This window comes from Streptomyces coacervatus, assembly GCF_029223485.1.
Lineage (GTDB): Bacteria > Actinomycetota > Actinomycetes > Streptomycetales > Streptomycetaceae > Streptomyces > Streptomyces coacervatus.
This window is the reverse complement of the sequence record NZ_JARHTP010000009.1, coordinates 268,980-286,548: the sequence shown is the minus strand read 5'-3', so window position 1 is coordinate 286,548 and position 17,569 is coordinate 268,980. Positions and strand designations below refer to the sequence as shown.

The window sequence follows — 17,569 nt, the reverse complement described above, 5'->3', positions numbered from 1 at the left end:
AACCACTTGATCACATTCAGCAAGAGCGGACACGCACGTCCGCGCCGCGCCTGCACCCTGTCAGCGGAGCACGGGCGGTGCGATCCTGGAGCCGTCAGCGATCTCCTCTCGTAAGGAGTTCCGCCGTGTTGCGTGTCGCCGTCGTCGGTTCCGGGCCGAGCGGGGTCTACACCGCCCAGAACCTCGTCCAGCTGGACTCCGGGGTGCTCGTCGACGTCCTGGACCGGCTGCCGTGCCCCTACGGCCTGGTGCGCTACGGCGTCGCGCCGGACCACGAGAAGATCAAATCACTGCAGAACAACCTGCGTACGGTCCTGGAGCACGAGCGGGTGCGGTTCCTCGGCGGCATCCAGGTCGGCCCCGGCGGACTGCCGGCCGCCCGGCTGCGCGAGTGGTACCACGCGGTCGTGTACTGCGTGGGCGCCGCCACCGACCGCCATCTGGGGATCCCGGGCGAGGATCTGCCGGGGAGCTGGTCGGCGACGCAGTTCGTGTCCTGGTACAGCGCCCATCCGGACTCCGCCGACGACGATTTCGTACGCGACGCCCGGTCCGCCGTGGTCATCGGCGTGGGGAACGTCGCGGTGGACGTCACACGGATGCTGGCCCGGGGCCCGGCGGAGCTGAGCCCGACCGACATGCCGCAGGCGGCGCTCAGCTCGCTGGCCGCGAGCCGGGTGAGCGGCATCCACATGGTGGGCCGCCGCGGCCCGTCCCAGGCCCGCTTCACCACCAAGGAACTGCGCGAACTGGGCGGCCTTCCGGACACCGAACTCACCGTGGATCCGGCGGAGTTGGCGCTGGATCCGGCTTACGTGGAGCCCGCCGCGCTGCCCGCAGTCCCGCGCCGCAACGTGGAGGTGCTGCGCGGCTGGGCCCAGAAACCTCCCGAGGACGCCCCGCACCGTATCCGGCTGCGCTTCTTCCTGCGGCCCGTCGAACTGCTCGCCGCCGGCGGACGCGTGGGTGCGGTGCGCTTCGAACGGACGGCGCCCGACGGACGGGGCGGTGTGACGGGCACCGGACGGTACGAGGACATCGAGGCGCAGTTGGTGCTGCGTTCGGTGGGCTATCGCGGGGTGCCGCTGGAGGGGCTGCCGTTCGACGCGGCGAGCGGCACCGTGCCCCATCTGGCCGGGCGCGTCCTGCGCGCGGGCGTCGTCGCCCCGGGCGAGTACGTGGCCGGCTGGATCAAGCGCGGCCCGACGGGCGTGATCGGCACCAACCGTCCGTGCGCGAAGGAGACGGTGCTGTCGCTGCTGGAGGACGCCTCCGTGCTCGTACGCAAGGAACTCCTGGAAGATCCCCTCACACTGCTGCGCAGGGCAGGGATCGAGCCGGTCCAGTGGGCGGGGTGGCAGGCGATCGAGCGGGCCGAGGCGGCCCTCGGGGCCTCGCTCGGGCGCAGTGTCGTCAAGCTGGCAGACTGGGAGTCACTGCTGACGGCGGCGCGGGCGACCGGCTCACAGCAGTAAGGCTCCATGAAGGCGCTACGGTTCGGCAGCGCCCCAAAGGGGCGCGGGGAACTGCGCGACCAGCCACGACGACGCCGCAGACGACCGACGGCACCCCCGCACACCCCGCGGAGCGCCTAGCAGAGTCGCAAGCCGTCGAGTGGGCAGGACACACATCGGCAACAACACGGAAATCAACAAACTGTTCAAACCCCATACGGTCTCGTGCTGTTCGGATGTCCCCCCCTCCCCCGCCGCCGCTCTGGAGTGCCCATGGCCACGACCACCCCTGTCCATCCCGTCGACGAGGTCCCACCCGTACGGCAGTTGGCCGCCTTCGGTCTGCAGCACGTGCTCGCGATGTACGCCGGCGCGGTGGCCGTGCCGCTGATCGTGGGCAGTGCGATGAAGCTGTCGCCCGCCGACCTGGCGTATCTGATCACCGCAGATCTGCTGGTGTGCGGCATCGCGACGCTCATCCAGTGCGTGGGCTTCTGGCGGTTCGGGGTGCGGCTGCCGATCATGCAGGGCTGTACGTTCGCGGCCGTGTCGCCGATGGTGCTCATCGGATCCAAAGGCGACGGGATGCCCTCGATCTACGGCTCGGTCATCATGGCGGGGCTGGCGATCGTGCTGCTGGCGCCGGTGTTCGGGAAGCTGCTGCGCTTCTTCCCGCCGCTGGTCACCGGCACGGTGATCCTGATCATCGGGGTGTCACTGCTGCCGGTCGCGGGCAACTGGGCCGCGGGCGGGGTGGGTTCGAAGGACTTCGGGGAGCCGAAGAACCTGGCGCTGGCCGGTTTCGTGCTGGTGGCGATCCTGGGTGTGCAGCGGTTCGCGCCGGTGTTCCTGAGCCGGATCGCGGTGCTGATCGGGATAGCGGCGGGGCTGGCGGTGGCGGTCCCCTTCGGGTTCACGGACTTCAGCGGGGTCGGTGACGCCGACTGGGTGGGCATCAGCACGCCGTTCCACTTCGGGGCGCCCGTCTTCCACGCGTCGGCGATCGTCTCGATGCTGGTCGTGGCCCTGGTGGCGATGACCGAGACGACCGGTGACCTGATCGCGGTCGGTGAACTGACAGGCCGCAAGGTCGAGCCGCGCTCACTGGCGGACGGACTGCGGGCCGACGGTCTGTCCACCGTCCTCGGCGGCGTCTTCAACACCTTCCCGTACACGGCGTACGCGCAGAACGTGGGCCTCGTCGGCATGACCCGGATGCGCAGCCGCTGGGTGGTGGCCACCGCGGGCGGCATCCTGGTCCTGCTCGGTCTGCTGCCCAAGCTGGGCGCGATCGTGGCGGCCGTTCCGGCGCCGGTGCTGGGCGGCGCGGGCCTGGTGATGTTCGGGACGGTGGCCGCGAGCGGCCTCAGGACCCTCGCCCAGGTGGACTTCAAGGACAACCACAACCTCACCGTCGTGGCCGTCTCGGTCGCTGTCGGCATGCTGCCGGTCGGGGTGCCGACGATCTACGCGAAGTTCCCGGACTGGTTCCAGACGGTGATGAACAGCGGTATCAGCGCGGGCTGTCTGACGGCGATCGTGCTCAACCTGCTCTTCAACCACCTTCCCTCGAAGGCGACTTCAGCCGCTCCCGAGGCGGACGGCCTGCCGAGCGGCGGCGGCGAGCAGGGCGTCGAGAAGCCCCGGGAAGAGGCCGTCTAGGTCGTCCCTGCCGACAGGAGAGCTCGCCGCCGTCGGTGGCGAGCTCTCGCACGATCTGCTCACGCCGTGCAGGACGTCCCGTTGAGCGTATAGGCGCCCGGAGCCGCACTGTTGCCCGTGTGGCTCGCCTGATAGCCGATCGTCACGCTCGCGTTCGGGGCGAGTGTGCCGTCGTACGAGGCGTTCGTGGCCGTCACCGCGCCGGTCGCCGGTGCGTAGCCGGCGCCCCAGCCGTTGGTGATGGCCTGCCCGGCGGGCAGGGTGAAGGCGAGCTGCCAGCCGTTGATCGTCGTCGGGCCGGTGTTGGTGATGGTCACGGAGGCGGTCAGGCCCGTGTTCCAGGCGTTGGTGGTGGCGGTCACCTTGCAGGCGCCGGGCGGGGGTTGGGGTGCGGGGCCGGAGCTGTCGAGGCCGAAGAAGGTCAGCGCTCGGGACGCCATGCCGTAGCTGTAGAGGTTGTGGCCGACGCCCTGGAGGCTGATGGCCTCGACGGGGGCCTGGTCACCGGTGGCGCCGTAGCGGGTGCGGGTCCAGCCGGAGACGGGCGAGTCGGTGGCGGCCGGGGTCTGGGCGACGCCCAGGACATTGGTCCACTGCTTGATCTCCTCCCCGAAGTTCGGGTAGCGCAGCGTCGCGTCCTCGGTGCCGTGCCACAGCTGCATGCGGGGGCGGTGGCCGGCATAGCCCGGATGGGCGGCGCGGACCGGGTCGCCCCATTCCTGCGGGGTGTGGGTGACGGTGCCGTTCGCGCACGCGCTGTTCCACTCGGAGCCGTCCGTGGTGGCGAAGCAGCCGAAGGGCACGCCGGAGAAGGCGGCGCCGGCCGCGAACACATCGGGGTAGTCGCCCAGCAGGACGTTCGTCATCATCGCGCCGGAGGAGATGCCGGTGGCGTAGATCTTCGTCGTGTCGGCGGAGTAGGTGTGGGTGACCCAGTCGATCATCGACTTGATGCCGACGGGGTCGCTGCCGCCGTCGCGCTTGAGGGCCTGCGGCGAGGAGACGTCGAAGCACTTGCTGGCGCGGGTGACCGACGGGTAGATCACGACGAAGCCGTAGGTGTCGGCCAGTTGGTGCCACTCGGTGGCGTTGTACATGTCCGGTCCGGAGCCGGTGCAGTAGTGCACGGCCACGACGACCGCGGGGTGCGCTGTGACGCTGTCCGGCACGTACAGGTACATCCGCAGACTGCTGGGGTTGGTGCCGAAGTCCGTGACCTCGGTGAGGGTCGCGGTGGGGACGGCGGGGCGTGCGGCGGCGGCCGGGGGTGCGGTGAGGGTCACCGCGGCGAGTAACGGCACCAGCGCGGCGACCAGTGCCAGAAGCGCCGTCCGCAGGAGTCTTCCGGTGGAGGTGGGGGTGGGGGTGGGCACGTCGTTGCTCTTTTCTCGACAGGAGTTTCTCGACAGGAGGAGTTCTCAGCGGGGGCGGTCTCAGCAGGAGGAGTTCGTACGGGTCAACAACCCCAGGTGCCAAGGGAGTTGGGAGTAGTCGCCGCTCGCGCTGTCGCTCGTCCAGGCGGGCTGTCCGCCCGCGAAGGTCACGTTGTTCGAGCGGATGAAGGCATTGGCCTCGGTGTCGGCGAGCGGTGTCCAGGCGCCGGAGAGACTGTCGGCGGTCCAGGCCCGGAAGTAGCGGCGCCAGTCCGACCCGGTGGCCAAGCCGTGCGGGGACTCGGTGACCGTGGTCCGCGCGCGGTACTCGTGGCCGTTGTCGTCCGAGAAGAACAGAAGGCCTGCGGGGCGGCCGCCGCCTGGGCGAAGTCGGCGAAGCTGGTGTGGGCCAGGCTCCACCGCCCGGAGGTGTCGGCGGTGGTCATGTAGACGTGCCAATCGACTCGCCCCTTTCGGGAAGCGTCCGCCCCGCATGGTGGCATGGACACGACCGTCATGGAAGCGCTCCCACGCGACTTCGCCGCAGCCGTTCCGCGCGGTTTGAGACAGCCCTTGTCGCCCACCAGGCCTTCCCTGATGTCTTCTGCGCAAAGCGTTGACTAGAAAGCGCTTGCCCCCTACGTTCCGTTCAGCAGTGTGACCGGTAGGCGCCCTTTCAGGCCTGCGCGGTCACCGCCGCTCGCGCGCAGCGTTCAGCATGGCGTACATCGTTCATGTACACGATCGAGCAAGTCCTCCTGAAGGGACGCACCCGCATGCGTACTCACCCCCCACGTACACACGCGCAAAGGTCCGCCCTGGTGGTGGCCGCGGCGGCCGCCCTCGCGACGGTGTCCGCCCTCACGCTCCCCCAGTCGGCCGGGGCAGCCGAGTCCTCGCCGGTCGGGTTCGGCGCCGGGACGACCGGCGGCGGGAACGCCACCGCGGTCACCGTCTCCACGCTGGACGCCTTCAAGTCGGCGGTCTCCGGCAGCGCCGCGAAGGTCGTCAAGGTGAGCGGCCTGATCTCGCTGAGCGGTCAGGTCGACATCGGCTCCAACACCACGGTGCTGGGCGTCGGTTCGTCCTCCGGGTTCACCGGCGGCGGGCTGCGCCTGAAGAAGGTGTCCAACGTCGTCATCCGCAATCTGAACATCAGCAAGGCGGTCAAGACGGACGGGATCACCGTCCAGGCCTCCACGAAGGTGTGGATCGACCACAACTCGCTCTCCTCGGACCGCGACCACGGCAAGGACTACTACGACGGCCTGGTCGACATCACTCACGGCGCCGACTACGTCACCGTCTCCTGGAACACCTTCAAGGACCACTACAAGGGCTCGCTCGTCGGGCACAGCGACAGCAACGCGAGCGAGGACACCGGGCATCTGCGGGTGACGTACCACCACAACTGGTTCAACAACGTCAACTCACGCATTCCCAGCCTGCGTTTCGGCACCGGGCACTTCTACGACAACTACGTCGTCGGCGCCGAGACCGCGGTGCACTCCCGCATGGGCGCCCAGATGCTCGTGCAGAACAACGTGTTCCGCGACACCCAGGTCGCCGTCACCACCAACCGCGACAGCGACGAGGACGGCTACGCCAACCTGTCCGGAAACGACCTCGGCGGAGCCACGACCGAGATCTCGCAGGTCGGCACCTTCACCAGCCCGCCCTACAGCTACACCGCCGAGCCCGCCTCCTCCGTCGTCGCCTCGGTGACCGGCGGCGCGGGCGCCGGAAAGCTCTGACCCACCCCCCACCCCGAGAAAGGCATCGGGACATGACTTCACCAGCACACCCGCGCGCCCGCCGGCGCGCACTCGCCGGAGGACTGGCCGCACTCGGCCTCTCGGTTGGCATGATCATGACCGATGGTGCGTCGTCCGCGAACGCCGCCACCTGGCCCACCGCGAACGGCAGCCAGGCCGTCACCGCCACGATCAAGCTGTCCGGCACCAAGGACTACGGGATGAAGCGCCTCTACGGCAGCGGAGACCTGGGCACCGGCGGCCAGAGCGAGGACCAGGACCCGATCCTGGACCTGGCGGCCGGGACCGTCCTGAAGAACGTCATCATCGGCGCCCCCGCGGCGGACGGCATCCACTGCGAGGGCAGCTGCACCCTGCAGAACGTGTGGTGGGAGGACGTCGGCGAGGACGCGGCGACGTTCCGGGGCTCCTCCTCGTCCAACGTGTACACCGTCTCCGGCGGCGGCGCGAAGGAGGCCAGCGACAAGGTGTTCCAGTTCAACGGCGCCGGGACGCTGAACGTCTCCAACTTCGCGGTGCAGAACTTCGGCAAGCTGGTGCGCAGTTGCGGCAACTGCAAGACGCAGTACAAGCGGACCATCAACCTCAACACCATCGAGGCCACCTACAAGGGCGGTGCGCTGGTCGGGATCAACACCAACTACGGCGACAGCGCGACCCTGAAGAAGATCACGATCGTCGGGGACAGCAGCAAGAAGATCGTGCCCTGCCAGAAGTACATCGGGAACAACACGGGGGCGGAGCCGCCCAAGAACGGCTCGGGCCCCGACGGCACGTACTGCAAGTACGCGAGCTCGGACATCACCTACAAGTAGGCCCCCCACGGTGAACCCGGCCGTACGAAGCGCACCCGCACGGCGCTTCGTACGGCCGCCGTCGTGCCAGTGACGGATTCAGTGCCCGATCGACCGGGTGATCTCCCCCTGGTACGCCGCGTACGCGGCACGCAGCGTCGCGCCCGGCCAGTCGGCAGGGAGGAGTTCCGGCGGCAGCACGGGGTCGGCCAGCAGATGGCGGACGACCGCGGCGAAGACGGTGAAGCGGTCGGCCGGGCGGTGCGCCTCAGCGACATGGGCGAGCAGGGCGTGGGCCGTGGCGACCCAGGCGTCCAACGGCCACAGCTGCGCGGCCAGTTGATGCACGGGCCGGTCGGGGCGGGCGGTGTAGGACTGGGCCACCTCCTCCAGGTCGTCCGGCAGGGGCCGGCTGAGGTTGGCGGGGCGCAGCCACACGCCCTCGCGCAGTTCGGCCAGGCGCAGGGTGGTCAACCGGGCGCGCAGGTCGGCGCGTTCGGCGGGGCCGCGGCCGGTCGCCGTGATCACCACCATCTCCCAGTCGCCGTCCCACGCGCGCGTGCAGGCCTCCACCGCCTCGTCCTGGCGGCGCTGGCGGGCCAGCAGACGGTCGCTGAGCCGGTAGACGGAGTCGGTGCGCCGCAGGTCACCGGCGGCCACCATGCGACTGAGGGCGGCACGCAGCGTGGAGCCACCCACGCCGAAGGGCTCGACCGCGCGGACGAGCTCCTTCACCGGAAGCTCCGGCGGGTGCGTGCCCAGCAGCAGGCTCAGCACGACCGACCGCGCGGACAGCGGCGGCAGGTCCAGCTCGCCGGACTCCACTGACAGGTTCATCCGCATGGCCCGGTACTTTACGTGCGCACAACTTGTTGCATCATTGCTACGGTCGCAGAAAACATGCAACATGGCCGTATGGTCTCGACACCCGCACCCGCGCAGCCCCGCCGCCAGTACGCCACCCATGACGTCACCAACCAGCCCCCCGCCCTGACGCCGTACGACGCCTCCGAGGACACGGCCCTGATGGAGGCGCTGCACCGGGAGGGCGCCGGATGGGCCGAGGAGGGCGTCCGGCGGCTCGGCCTGCGGGCCGGGAGTGCCGAGGCGCAGGAGTGGGCCGAGCAGGCCAACGTGCACGAGCCGGTGCTGCGCACGCACGACCGCTACGGCAATCGCGTCGACGAGGTCGACTTCCATCCGAGTTGGCACCATCTGATGCGGACCGCGGTCGCCGAGGGCCTCGCCGCCGCTCCGTGGGCGGAGGACCGGGCCGGGGCCCATGTCGCCCGTACCGCGGGCGGGCTGGTGTGGGGGCACACCGACGCGGGGCACGGCTGTCCCACGTCGATGACGTACGCGGCCGTACCTGCCCTGCGTGCACAGCCCGAGCTCGCGAAGATCTACGAACCCCTGCTGACCAGCCGGGAGTACGAGCCGGGGCTCCGTGTGCCGACCGAGAAGCGCGGTCTGCTCGCCGGCATGGGGATGACCGAGAAGCAGGGCGGCTCCGACGTCCGTACGAACACCACCACGGCGTGGCCGACCGCCGAGCCCGGCGTGTACCAGCTGCGCGGGCACAAGTGGTTCACGTCGGCGCCGATGTGCGATGTGTTCCTGGTGCTGGCGCAGGCTCCGGAGGGGCTGTCGTGCTTCCTGGTGCCGCGGATCCTGCCGGACGGCAGCCGCAACACGTTCCGCATCCAGCGGCTCAAGGACAAGCTGGGCAACCGGTCCAACGCCTCCTCCGAGCCGGAGTTCGACGGGACCGTGGGCTGGCTGGTCGGGCCCGAGGGCCGGGGCGTCAAGACGATCATCGAGATGGTCAACTGCACCCGGCTCGACTGCGTGATGATGTCGGCCACGCTGATGCGCAAGACGCTCGTCGAGGCGGGCCACCATGTGCGCCATCGCAGCGCCTTCGGGGCACGGCTGATCGACAAGCCGCTGATGCGCAACGTCCTGGCGGACCTGGCGCTGGAGTCGGAGGCCGCCACGACGCTCACGCTGCGGCTGGCGGGCGCGGCGGACCGGGCGGTGCGCGGGGACGCCGGCGAGGCGGCGTTCCGGCGGATCGCGACCGCCGTGGGCAAGTACTGGGTCACCAAGAGGGGACCGGCCTTCACCGCGGAGGCCCTGGAGTGCCTCGGCGGCAACGGCTATGTGGAGGAGTCGGGCATGCCCCGCCACTACCGGGAGGCTCCGCTGCTGTCGATCTGGGAGGGGTCCGGGAACGTCAACGCCCTTGATGTACTACGGGCGTTGACGCGTGAGGCCGGTACCGCGGAGGCCCTCTTCGGCGAGCTCAGCCTGGCGCGGGGGGCGGACGCCCGGCTGGACGCCGCCGTGGTCCGGCTCGAGAGCCAGCTGGCGAGCGGGTCCGAGTCCGGTGCCCGCCGCCTGGTGGAGCTGATGGCTCTGACCCTGCAGGCCTCCCTCCTGGTCCGGCACGCCCCGCCCGCCGTCGCCGACGCCTTCTGCGCGAGCAGGCTGGGCGGCGACTGGGGACACGCCTTCGGCACGCTGCCGGACGCCGTCGATCTGGACGCCGTTCTGAACCGGGCGCTGCCGGGCGGGAGTTGAGCCACAAGGTGCCCTCCGGGGCGCAATCGCCGCGGGTGAGGCACCGGCACGCCGCCGGACGGGCGAGTGAACCGCGGACGAATTCTGGCCCTCCCTCCGGTCAGAAGCCGGTCAGGAACGCGGTCGCGGGCCGGCGGCCTGCTTAGGATCATTCGGCGCCGACTCGTTCGTACGACTTCAAGGAGGGCCGGCATGCCCGAAACCGCATCCGGTCCGCCGACACCGCCGGCCGGGCGGCGCACCGCGCTGCTCGCGGGCGGCGCCCTGGCCACCGCGGCAGCGATGGCGGCCGCGGTGCTGGCTGCCGGTGGTTTCGGCGAGGGGCGGCAACAGGCGAGGACGGCCGACGGGGTGCGGCACACCACCGTCGAGGTGACGTCCGCCGCCTGCGGCCGCGGCTGGACCCACCCCGAACCGGGCCGCCAGGTCTTCGATCTGCACAACACCTCCGGCACAGCGGCCGAGGTCTATCTGACCGACGCGAGGACGGGCGCGGTCTATGGCGAGGTCGAGGGGCTGGCGCCGGGTACCGAGCGCCCGATACGGGTGACCCTCGGCAACGGCGCGTACGCCTTCAAATGCCTGCCCGACGACGCGGACGCCGTCACAGGCCCCACCGTGCACATAACCGGCGGGCATGTGAAGAGCGGTCCGGCGGCCCTCCCGGTGACCCAGCAGGAGCTGATCCCGCCCACGCTCGCCTATCAGAAGTGGATCCAAGCCCGCACGGTCGAGCTGGCGCAGAAGACCGATGTGCTGCGCGACGCGATCGACCGCGGGGACCTGGCGGCCGCCCGCGCCGCCTGGCTTCCCGCGCACCTCGTGTACGAGCGGATGGGTGCCGCCTACGGCACCTTCGGCGACGCGGACTCGGCGATCAACGGCACGACGGCCGGGCTGTCCGGCGGGGTCCACGATGCCGACTTCACCGGGTTCCACCGGCTCGAGTACGGGCTGTGGCACGGCGAGTCCGCGAGCAGTCTGCGCGGTCCGGCCGGCCGGCTCGCCAAGGCCGTGCACGCCTTGCGCGACAGCTGGCCCGACCAGCGGATGGATCCGGCCGACGTCGGTCTGCGTGCGCACGAGATCCTGGAGAACACCGTGCAGTTCGAGCTGACCGGCCGTACCGACTACGGCAGCGGCACCAATCTGGCCACCGCCCGCGCCAACCTCGACGGCACCCGTGTGCTGCTCGGGTATCTGCGGCCGCTGCTGAAGACCCGCCATACCGACCTGTCCGGCCTCGACTCCTGGATGGCCCGCACCCGGCGCACCCTCTCCGGCGGCGAACACGACGGCCGCTGGACACCGCTGGACCGACTCGGCCGCGCCCAGCGGGAGAAGACCGACGCGGATGTGGGCGAGCTGGTCGAGCGGCTCTCCGCCGTAGCCGCCCTCACCGACGTACGGAGAACCGCATGACCCCGGCACCCGACATCGCCCGCCGCGGCCTCCTGACCGGCGCCGCCGCCATCGCCGGGACCGGGCTGGTGGCCGCCGACCGCGGGGCCGCCTCCGCCGCGGCGCAGCCCCGGGAGAGTGCGCGGGTGGCCTTTCACGGGCGGCATCAGGCCGGCATTGTCACTCCGGCGCAGCGCGCCGCGGCGTTCGTGTCCTTCGACTCGACCGCGGACAACCGCCGTGAACTGGCGGATCTTCTGCGGACGTTGACGGAGCGGGCCAGGTTTCTCACGGCCGGTGGCAGCCCGGACGAACCGGGCATCACCGCCCCGCCCGCCGACTCCGGCACCCTCGGCCCGGAGGTCCCCGCGGACGCCCTGACCGTCACCGTCGGCGTCGGCGCCTCGCTCTTCGACGAACGGTACGGCCTGGGCTCCCGCAAGCCCCACCGGCTCACCGCCATGCCGTCGTTCCCCGACGACGACCTGGATGCCGCCTGGTGCCACGGCGATCTGAGCGTGCAGCTGTGCGCCGGCAACCAGGACACGGTGCTGCACGCCCTGCGCGACCTCGCCCGGCACACCCGCGGCGGTATGCAGGTGCGCTGGCGCATGGACGGCTTCATCAGCCCGCCGCGCCCCTCGGGCACGCCCCGCAACCACATGGGGTTCAAGGACGGCATCGCCAATCCCGACCGGCGCGACACCCGCGCGATGGACCGCCTGGTGTGGGTGGGCGGCGGCGCGGGCGAGCCGGAGTGGGCGGTCGGCGGCAGTTATCAGGTCGTACGGCTGATCCGCATGCTGGTGGAGTTCTGGGACCGGGTGTCGATCACAGAGCAGGAGCGGATGTTCGGCCGCGCCCGGGACACCGGCGCACCCCTGGACGGACGCCACGAGAGCGACACCCCCAACTACCCGCAGGACCCCCAGGGCGATGTGATCCCCCTGGACAGCCACATACGCAAGGCAAACCCGCGCACCGGCGCCACAGACGACCAGCGCATCCTGCGCCGCGGCTACAACTACGACCGCGGCACGGACAGCAACGGCAACCTCGACATGGGCCTGCTGTTCTGCTGCTACCAGCAGGACCTTGCCCGCCAGTTCGAGACGGTGCAGAAGCGGCTGGCCGGCGAGCCGCTGGTCGACTACATCACCCCGTTCGGCGGCGGCTACTTCTTCGCCCTGCCCGGTGTGCGGGACGGCTCCGACTGGCTGGGGCGGACACTGCTGGCCTGAACCCGCCCCGCAGGCACCGGTCAAGAGCACGCCAAAAGACGATGAGGATTTCCTGACCGAACATTCGCTGACCCGTCATTGCCGCTCCGCCGCCCCGCCGCCACCATTGCCCAGGATCCAGCCGTAGATGTCATGGCCACGGATGCAATTGGCCATGGGATGCAGTGGAATTCAGTGCTCTCGGAAGGCGAGACAGCATGATCGGCACAGGTAGAACCTCAAGGGCGCGGCGCCGCTTGACCCGCGTGGGCGCCCTGCTCGGTGCGGCGGCCCTGGCGAGCGCGGGCGGTGCCGTCCCCGCCATGGCGGCCTCCGGCGGTCAGGACCACTCCGGCGGGCACACCGCGACGCCGATCAAGCACCTGGTGGTGATCTACGACGAGAACATCTCGTTCGACCACTACTTCGCCACCTATCCGAAGGCCGCCAACACCGACGGCACCACCTTCAAGGCGGCGGCGCACACGCCGAAGGCGGACAACCTCCTCAACGCCGGGCTGTTGGAGAAGAACCCGAACCTCTACAAGCCCAAGCGGCTGGCCAGTTCGCAGGCCATGACCTGCGACCAGAACCATTCCTACGGCCCCGAGCAGTACGCGGCGAACGGCGGCAAGGCCGACAAGTACGTCGAGAACACCGAGGTCAACAAGTGCAGCGGGCTCTTCGGCGAGCCCGGCCTGGTGATGGACTACTACGACGGCAACACCGTCACCGCGCTGTGGAACTACGCCCAGCACTACGCCCTGAACGACAAGTCGTTCAGCTCGGTCTACGGGCCCTCCACACCCGGCGCGCTCAACCTGATCTCCGGCCAGACCCACGGCGTGATCTCCGTCGACCCGGCCTCCGGCACGGAGGACCCGAAGCAGACCGCGAAGCCGGACCCGTACACGGTCCTCTCCCCCGACGCCAAGGGCGTCGGCACGCTGGTGAACGACCCGGACCCCGCCTTCGACGACTGCTCGGACAAGGACCACACCTCGACCAACGCCCTGGCGGTGATGCAGGGCAAGAACATCGGTGACCTGCTCAACTCCAGGGGTGTGAGCTGGGGTTGGTTCCAGGGCGGCTTCCGGCCCAGCACCGCCTGGGACGGCAAGCAGGGCGACTACGCCAAGTGCGGCGGCACCACCCACGCCAACATCGGCGGCGCGGCGTCGGAGGACTACAGCCCGCACCACTCGCCGTTCGAGTACTACAAGTCGACGTCCAACCCGCACCACCTGGCCCCCAAGAGCGTCGCCGAGATCGGACACGGCGGCCGGGCCAACCACAACTACGACCTGACGGACTTCGACGCGGCCCTCAAGGCCGGCAGCCTGCCCGGGGTGAGCTTCCTGAAGGCGGCCGAGTACCAGGACGGTCACGCCGGCTACTCGGACCCGACGGACGAGCAGCACTTCCTGATCAAGGAGATCAACGCGCTGCAGCAGTCGCCGCAGTGGAAGTCCACCGCGGTCGTACTCGCCTACGACGACTCCGACGGCTGGTACGACCACGTGGCCGCCAAGGTGCTCAACGGCTCCAAGGACTCCACCACCGGCTCCAACGGCAAGGCCCTGGACAGCCCCGCCTGCCAGTCCGGCCCGGCCCCGGCCGGCGGCTACGCGGACCGCTGCGGCCCCGGCACCCGGCAGCCGCTGCTGGTCATCTCCCCCTACAGCAAGGTCAATTCGGTCGACCACACCGCCACCGAGCAGGCGTCGATCACCCGGTTCATCGAGAACAACTGGCACACCGGCCGCATCGGTGACGCCTCCTTCGACCGGCGCTCCGGCTCCCTGAGCGGCCTGTTCGACTTCAAGCACCCCAACAACAAGCAGGTGCTGCTGAACACGGACGGCTCGGTCAAGTCCGTGAAGGGCATCCCGCACCACAGCGGGACGGCGACCGCCGTCTCCGCCCAGGGCGCCTACCCGCCCTACGTCCAGGACCTCAAGGCACAGAACGTCGCCGACTCCGGCTCCGCCTCCCAGGCTCTGCCGATAGCCGTCGCCGCCGGTCTCCTCACCGCCGGCGTCACCGGCACCGCCTTCGCCCTGCACCGCCGCAAGCGGCGCATCGGGCCCGCGGCCGCGGCCCGGTAGGAGCCTGAGCCTGCATCGGACGGGCCGTGGGCACTCGCCCGCGGCCCGTCCGCGCTGTTCAGGACGGACGCCCCGGGCGGGTGACGGCGAGCAGGACGAGCGCCAGGGCCTGGATGACCAGGGTGACGATGATCAGCGCCGGGATCGAGCGGGCGTACAGGGCTCCCGCGAGGACACCGCCGACCAGCGTGCCCGCGCCCACCACGGCGGCGAACACGCCGTACGCGGTGGCGCGGCGCCCTGGCGGGACGAGGTCGGCGACCGTGGCCCGCAATGTCGACTCCTGTACGCCCATGGCGGCGCCCCACAGCAGCGCGCCGGCCACGGCCGCCGCGACGGTGTCGGTGAAGGCGAGCAGGGGCACACCGGCGGCGAGGACGGGCAGTACGGCCAGGGTGCGGGCACCGTGCCGGTCGTAGGCCCAGCCGGTGGCCAGCGCGGCGAGCGCGTCGACGCCCATGGCGGCGGCGTACAGCACCGGCACCGCGGCGGTGGGCAGCAGATGCCGCTGGACCAGGTGGTAGGAGAGCACGCCGAAGGTCGCGAACCCGGCCAGCGTCGCGGCGGTGAAGGCGGCATACGCCCAGAAGGCGCGCGGCAGGCGCTCCCGTCCGTCCTGCGCCACGGCGGCCGTGGGCTGCGGTCCGGACTCGTAGGCTGCCGGATCCGGCACCCGGTGGCGCAGCCACACCAGCAGGGCCAGTACGGCCACTCCGGGGGCGGCCAGGACGCCCAGTGCGGGCGCGTAGTCGTCGCCGGTCGCGGCCAGCATCCCGGCCACCACCAGTGGGCCGATCAGAGCACCGACCTGGTCCATCGCCTCGTGGACGGCGAAGCCACGGCCGCGGCCAGTGGCGGCGGTGGCGTGCGACAGGAGGGTGTCCTTGGCCGGTGAGCGCACCGCCTTGCCGACGCGTTCGGCGATCACCAGCGCGCTCGCCACCCACAGCACCCCGCTCAGACCGAGTACGGGCACGGAGACCACCGTGAGCGTGTATCCGGCGATCGTCCACGCCCAGAAGCGGCGGGTGCGGTCCGTCAGCGGCCCGGAGGCCAGCCGCAGCACCAGCGCGGCGGCCTCGCCGACTCCGGTGACCACGCCGACGACCAGAGCGGACGCGCCGAGCGAGGCGAGCAGGGGGCCGGTGACGGAACGGGCGCCCTCGTAGACGAAGTCGGCCAGCAGACTGACCGTGCCGAAGGCGACGACGAACCGCCACGGACGCATCCCCGGCCCGGCCGCCGCGGCCTCCGGTGTGGCCCTGCCGCCCGTCGCGCGCATGCCCGTGGCGCTCCTCGCCCGGCGTGCGGCACTTCGTCGCCCTGCGCGAACGGGCGCACACCGCCTCGTACGACGGTAACTGCACCCTTCGGGCCGAGAGCGGCCGGGCGGGCGGCAGGCGCGACTACTGGGCGCCGGCGCCCGCCCGGCTCGGTGGGGTCGTCGCCGCTACTCCGTCTTGGTGGCGTCGGGTGTCGGGATGTCGCCCGGCTCCTGTTCCTCCGTACCGGTCAGGAACGGCGAGATGAACAGCTTGTAGATTGCGGCGCCGACCGGGCCGCCGACCAGGGGCCCGATGATCGGCACCCAGAAGTAGAGGTTGCCGTACTGGTCCCGCCAGGCGGTCCCGTACCCGGTGAAGTAGCTGGCGAGCCGCGGCCCCAAGTCGCGGGCCGGGTTGATGGCGTAGCCGGCGTCGGTGCCCCAGGCCATGCCGATCGCCACGACCAGCAGACCGATGATGAACGGGGCCATGTTGGCGCCGGGCGGGGTGTTGAGCAGGTCGGTGACGGCGAAGATGACCAGGACCAGGATGGCGGTGCCGATCACCTGGTCGCGCAGGGCGCCCAGTTCGCTCACCGGGAGGACGCCGTTGCCCGGGAGGGTGGAGAAGACGCCCTGTGTCTTGATGGTGTGGCCGGGGTCCGTCTTGGCGAGGACCTCGGTGTAGTTCCAGCGCACCAGCAGCGCGGCGACGAAAGCGCCCGCGGTCTGCGCCACCCAGTACGGCACGACCTTTTTCCACTCGAAGCCCTTGAAGCAGGCCAGGGCCAGGGTGACTGCGGGGTTGATATGGGCGCCGCTGAGCCGGGCGGCGACGTACACGCCCATCGTGACGCCGAGACCCCAGGCCCAGGCGATGCTGTCATGGTCGCCGTAGCCGCCGGCCACGACCTGGGCGACCACACCACAGCCGAACAGGATCAGGATCATGGTGCCCAGGAACTCCGCCGACAGTTCGCCGACCAGTCCCCTTCTGGAAGTCTGCTCCGCCATGAGGCACCGCCTTCCGCCAGAAATGGTTGTGTCCGCGAGGGTAGTTGTCAGGCGCGAGGCGTCCAGGGGCCCAGCATCAACTGGAGCAACCGCCACCACTTCCGCTCTGACACAACGCCTGCATGCGCCGCCGTCGGGGCGTCACCTACGACGATGGCACAGGGACCATGAGCCCGCAGCGCGACGCCCTCCCGCGGCGCCGTCGCGAGCCGGATCGTCAGCTCGTCTTGCGCCCCCACAGGGGCCCGAAGCGGGCCCACTCCGTGTCCCATCGGGACAGGCGGCGGCGTTCCAGACGGCCGCACAGGACGCGGCCGCCGATGAAGGGCACCGCCGCGGCGCTCAGGCCGACCAGAACGCCGATCAGCGAGGACCGCAGCTGGGCCTGGGCGGCGGTGGCGGGCCTGGAGACGAGGTGGCCCTGCGGGTCGGTCCAGATGGTGACCGCCGTGCCGGCGCCGCTGCCGGGGGCGACCCGGACCTGCCCCGTGTGCGTGGAGCCGTCCGGAGCGGTCCAGCGCACGTTTCCCCACACCTGTTCGCCGCTGGAGGTGGAGGGGTGGTCGGAGGCCGTTCCGGGCGCCTTCTCCGTCAGCCGGGCCGCGGCCTGCCGCCATTCCACGCGCTCGCGGGCCAGACCGTCCTCGACGGATCTGGTGGCCGTCAGACCGGCGAGCACCCCTGCCAGGACGGTGACCAGCCAGGCACCCAGCACGACCCACGCCTCCACCGCGTCGGCGCGACGCCTGAGCGGGTTGCGCCGCCAGCGCCACAGCCACACCTTCGGACCACGGAACGCCATCGAAGGCATCCTCCTCATGAGCGCACGATCACCCGGAACCTCCCTCCCATACGGGCGAAGGCCGCCGGCTGCTCAGGTCGACTCCACCGACTCGACGGTCGCACGGGTCCCGTCGGTCG

The 17,569-nt window shown here is 70.9% G+C and carries 14 protein-coding genes; 8 read left to right on the top strand and 6 right to left on the bottom strand.

Annotated features, from left to right (window positions below; genetic code table 11):
• The first annotated feature begins 125 nt into the window (after positions 1-125).
• Complete coding sequence (locus P2Q00_RS23655; protein WP_275774668.1) at positions 126-1,475, top strand: FAD-dependent oxidoreductase; 1,350 nt, start codon at positions 126-128, stop codon at positions 1,473-1,475.
• A gap of 252 nt (positions 1,476-1,727) precedes the next feature.
• The gene (locus tag P2Q00_RS23650) at positions 1,728-3,116 is read left to right on the top strand and encodes a nucleobase:cation symporter-2 family protein (protein ID WP_275774667.1); all 1,389 of its coding nucleotides are present in this window, start codon (positions 1,728-1,730) and stop codon (positions 3,114-3,116) included.
• 59 nt (positions 3,117-3,175) lie between these two features.
• Here P2Q00_RS23650 and P2Q00_RS23645 read toward each other — a convergent pair whose 3' ends face one another.
• Both P2Q00_RS23645 and P2Q00_RS23640 read right to left on the bottom strand, forming a co-directional pair.
• On the bottom strand, positions 3,176-4,489 hold the full coding sequence (locus tag P2Q00_RS23645; protein ID WP_275774666.1) for an extracellular catalytic domain type 1 short-chain-length polyhydroxyalkanoate depolymerase: 1,314 nt from the start codon (positions 4,487-4,489) through the stop codon (positions 3,176-3,178).
• Positions 4,490-4,549: 60 nt separating this feature from the next.
• Positions 4,550-4,909 (bottom strand): non-reducing end alpha-L-arabinofuranosidase family hydrolase, encoded by a 360-nt coding sequence (locus P2Q00_RS23640; RefSeq protein ID WP_338059333.1) that lies wholly within the window; start codon positions 4,907-4,909, stop codon positions 4,550-4,552.
• A gap of 356 nt (positions 4,910-5,265) precedes the next feature.
• Here P2Q00_RS23640 and P2Q00_RS23635 point away from each other — a divergent pair, with 356 nt between their 5' ends.
• Together P2Q00_RS23635 and P2Q00_RS23630 are read left to right on the top strand one after the other, a co-directional pair.
• Positions 5,266-6,243 carry a pectate lyase family protein gene (locus tag P2Q00_RS23635; protein ID WP_275774665.1) on the top strand — a complete coding sequence of 326 codons (978 nt, stop codon included), beginning with the start codon at positions 5,266-5,268 and terminating at the stop codon, positions 6,241-6,243.
• 32 nt (positions 6,244-6,275) lie between these two features.
• A complete protein-coding gene (locus P2Q00_RS23630; RefSeq protein ID WP_275774663.1) occupies positions 6,276-7,079 on the top strand; it encodes a pectate lyase in 804 nt (267 codons plus the stop codon).
• 78 nt (positions 7,080-7,157) lie between these two features.
• Here the strand turns inward: P2Q00_RS23630 and P2Q00_RS23625 are convergent, their stop codons facing one another.
• Positions 7,158-7,901 (bottom strand): PaaX family transcriptional regulator C-terminal domain-containing protein, encoded by a 744-nt coding sequence (locus P2Q00_RS23625; RefSeq protein ID WP_275774662.1) that lies wholly within the window; start codon positions 7,899-7,901, stop codon positions 7,158-7,160.
• A gap of 72 nt (positions 7,902-7,973) precedes the next feature.
• On the opposite strand from P2Q00_RS23625, the gene P2Q00_RS23620 reads away from it, so the two are divergent.
• The 4 genes from P2Q00_RS23620 (at position 7,974) to P2Q00_RS23605 (ending at position 14,370) form a co-directional block, all read left to right on the top strand.
• Positions 7,974-9,641, top strand: coding sequence for a DNA alkylation response protein (locus tag P2Q00_RS23620; protein ID WP_275774661.1), 1,668 nt, complete (start codon positions 7,974-7,976; stop codon positions 9,639-9,641).
• Between the two features lie 192 nt (positions 9,642-9,833).
• Positions 9,834-11,063, top strand: a complete 1,230-nt coding sequence (locus P2Q00_RS23615) for an EfeM/EfeO family lipoprotein (RefSeq protein ID WP_275774660.1) — start codon at positions 9,834-9,836, stop codon at positions 11,061-11,063.
• On the top strand, positions 11,060-12,283 hold the full coding sequence (efeB, locus tag P2Q00_RS23610) for an iron uptake transporter deferrochelatase/peroxidase subunit (protein ID WP_275774659.1): 1,224 nt from the start codon (positions 11,060-11,062) through the stop codon (positions 12,281-12,283). Before P2Q00_RS23615 ends, efeB begins: the two co-directional genes overlap by 4 nt.
• A gap of 197 nt (positions 12,284-12,480) precedes the next feature.
• On the top strand, positions 12,481-14,370 hold the full coding sequence (locus tag P2Q00_RS23605; RefSeq protein WP_275774658.1) for a phospholipase C: 1,890 nt from the start codon (positions 12,481-12,483) through the stop codon (positions 14,368-14,370).
• A gap of 58 nt (positions 14,371-14,428) precedes the next feature.
• On the opposite strand, the gene P2Q00_RS23600 is transcribed toward P2Q00_RS23605, so the two are convergent.
• From P2Q00_RS23600 to P2Q00_RS23590, 3 genes are all read right to left on the bottom strand, one after another.
• The gene (locus P2Q00_RS23600; RefSeq protein ID WP_275774657.1) at positions 14,429-15,652 is read right to left on the bottom strand and encodes an MFS transporter; all 1,224 of its coding nucleotides are present in this window, start codon (positions 15,650-15,652) and stop codon (positions 14,429-14,431) included.
• 168 nt (positions 15,653-15,820) lie between these two features.
• Positions 15,821-16,648 (bottom strand): MIP/aquaporin family protein, encoded by an 828-nt coding sequence (locus P2Q00_RS23595; protein ID WP_275774656.1) that lies wholly within the window; start codon positions 16,646-16,648, stop codon positions 15,821-15,823.
• Positions 16,649-16,865: 217 nt separating this feature from the next.
• Positions 16,866-17,450, bottom strand: coding sequence for an Rv1733c family protein (locus P2Q00_RS23590; RefSeq protein ID WP_275774655.1), 585 nt, complete (start codon positions 17,448-17,450; stop codon positions 16,866-16,868).
• Between the last annotated feature and the right edge of the window lie 119 nt (positions 17,451-17,569).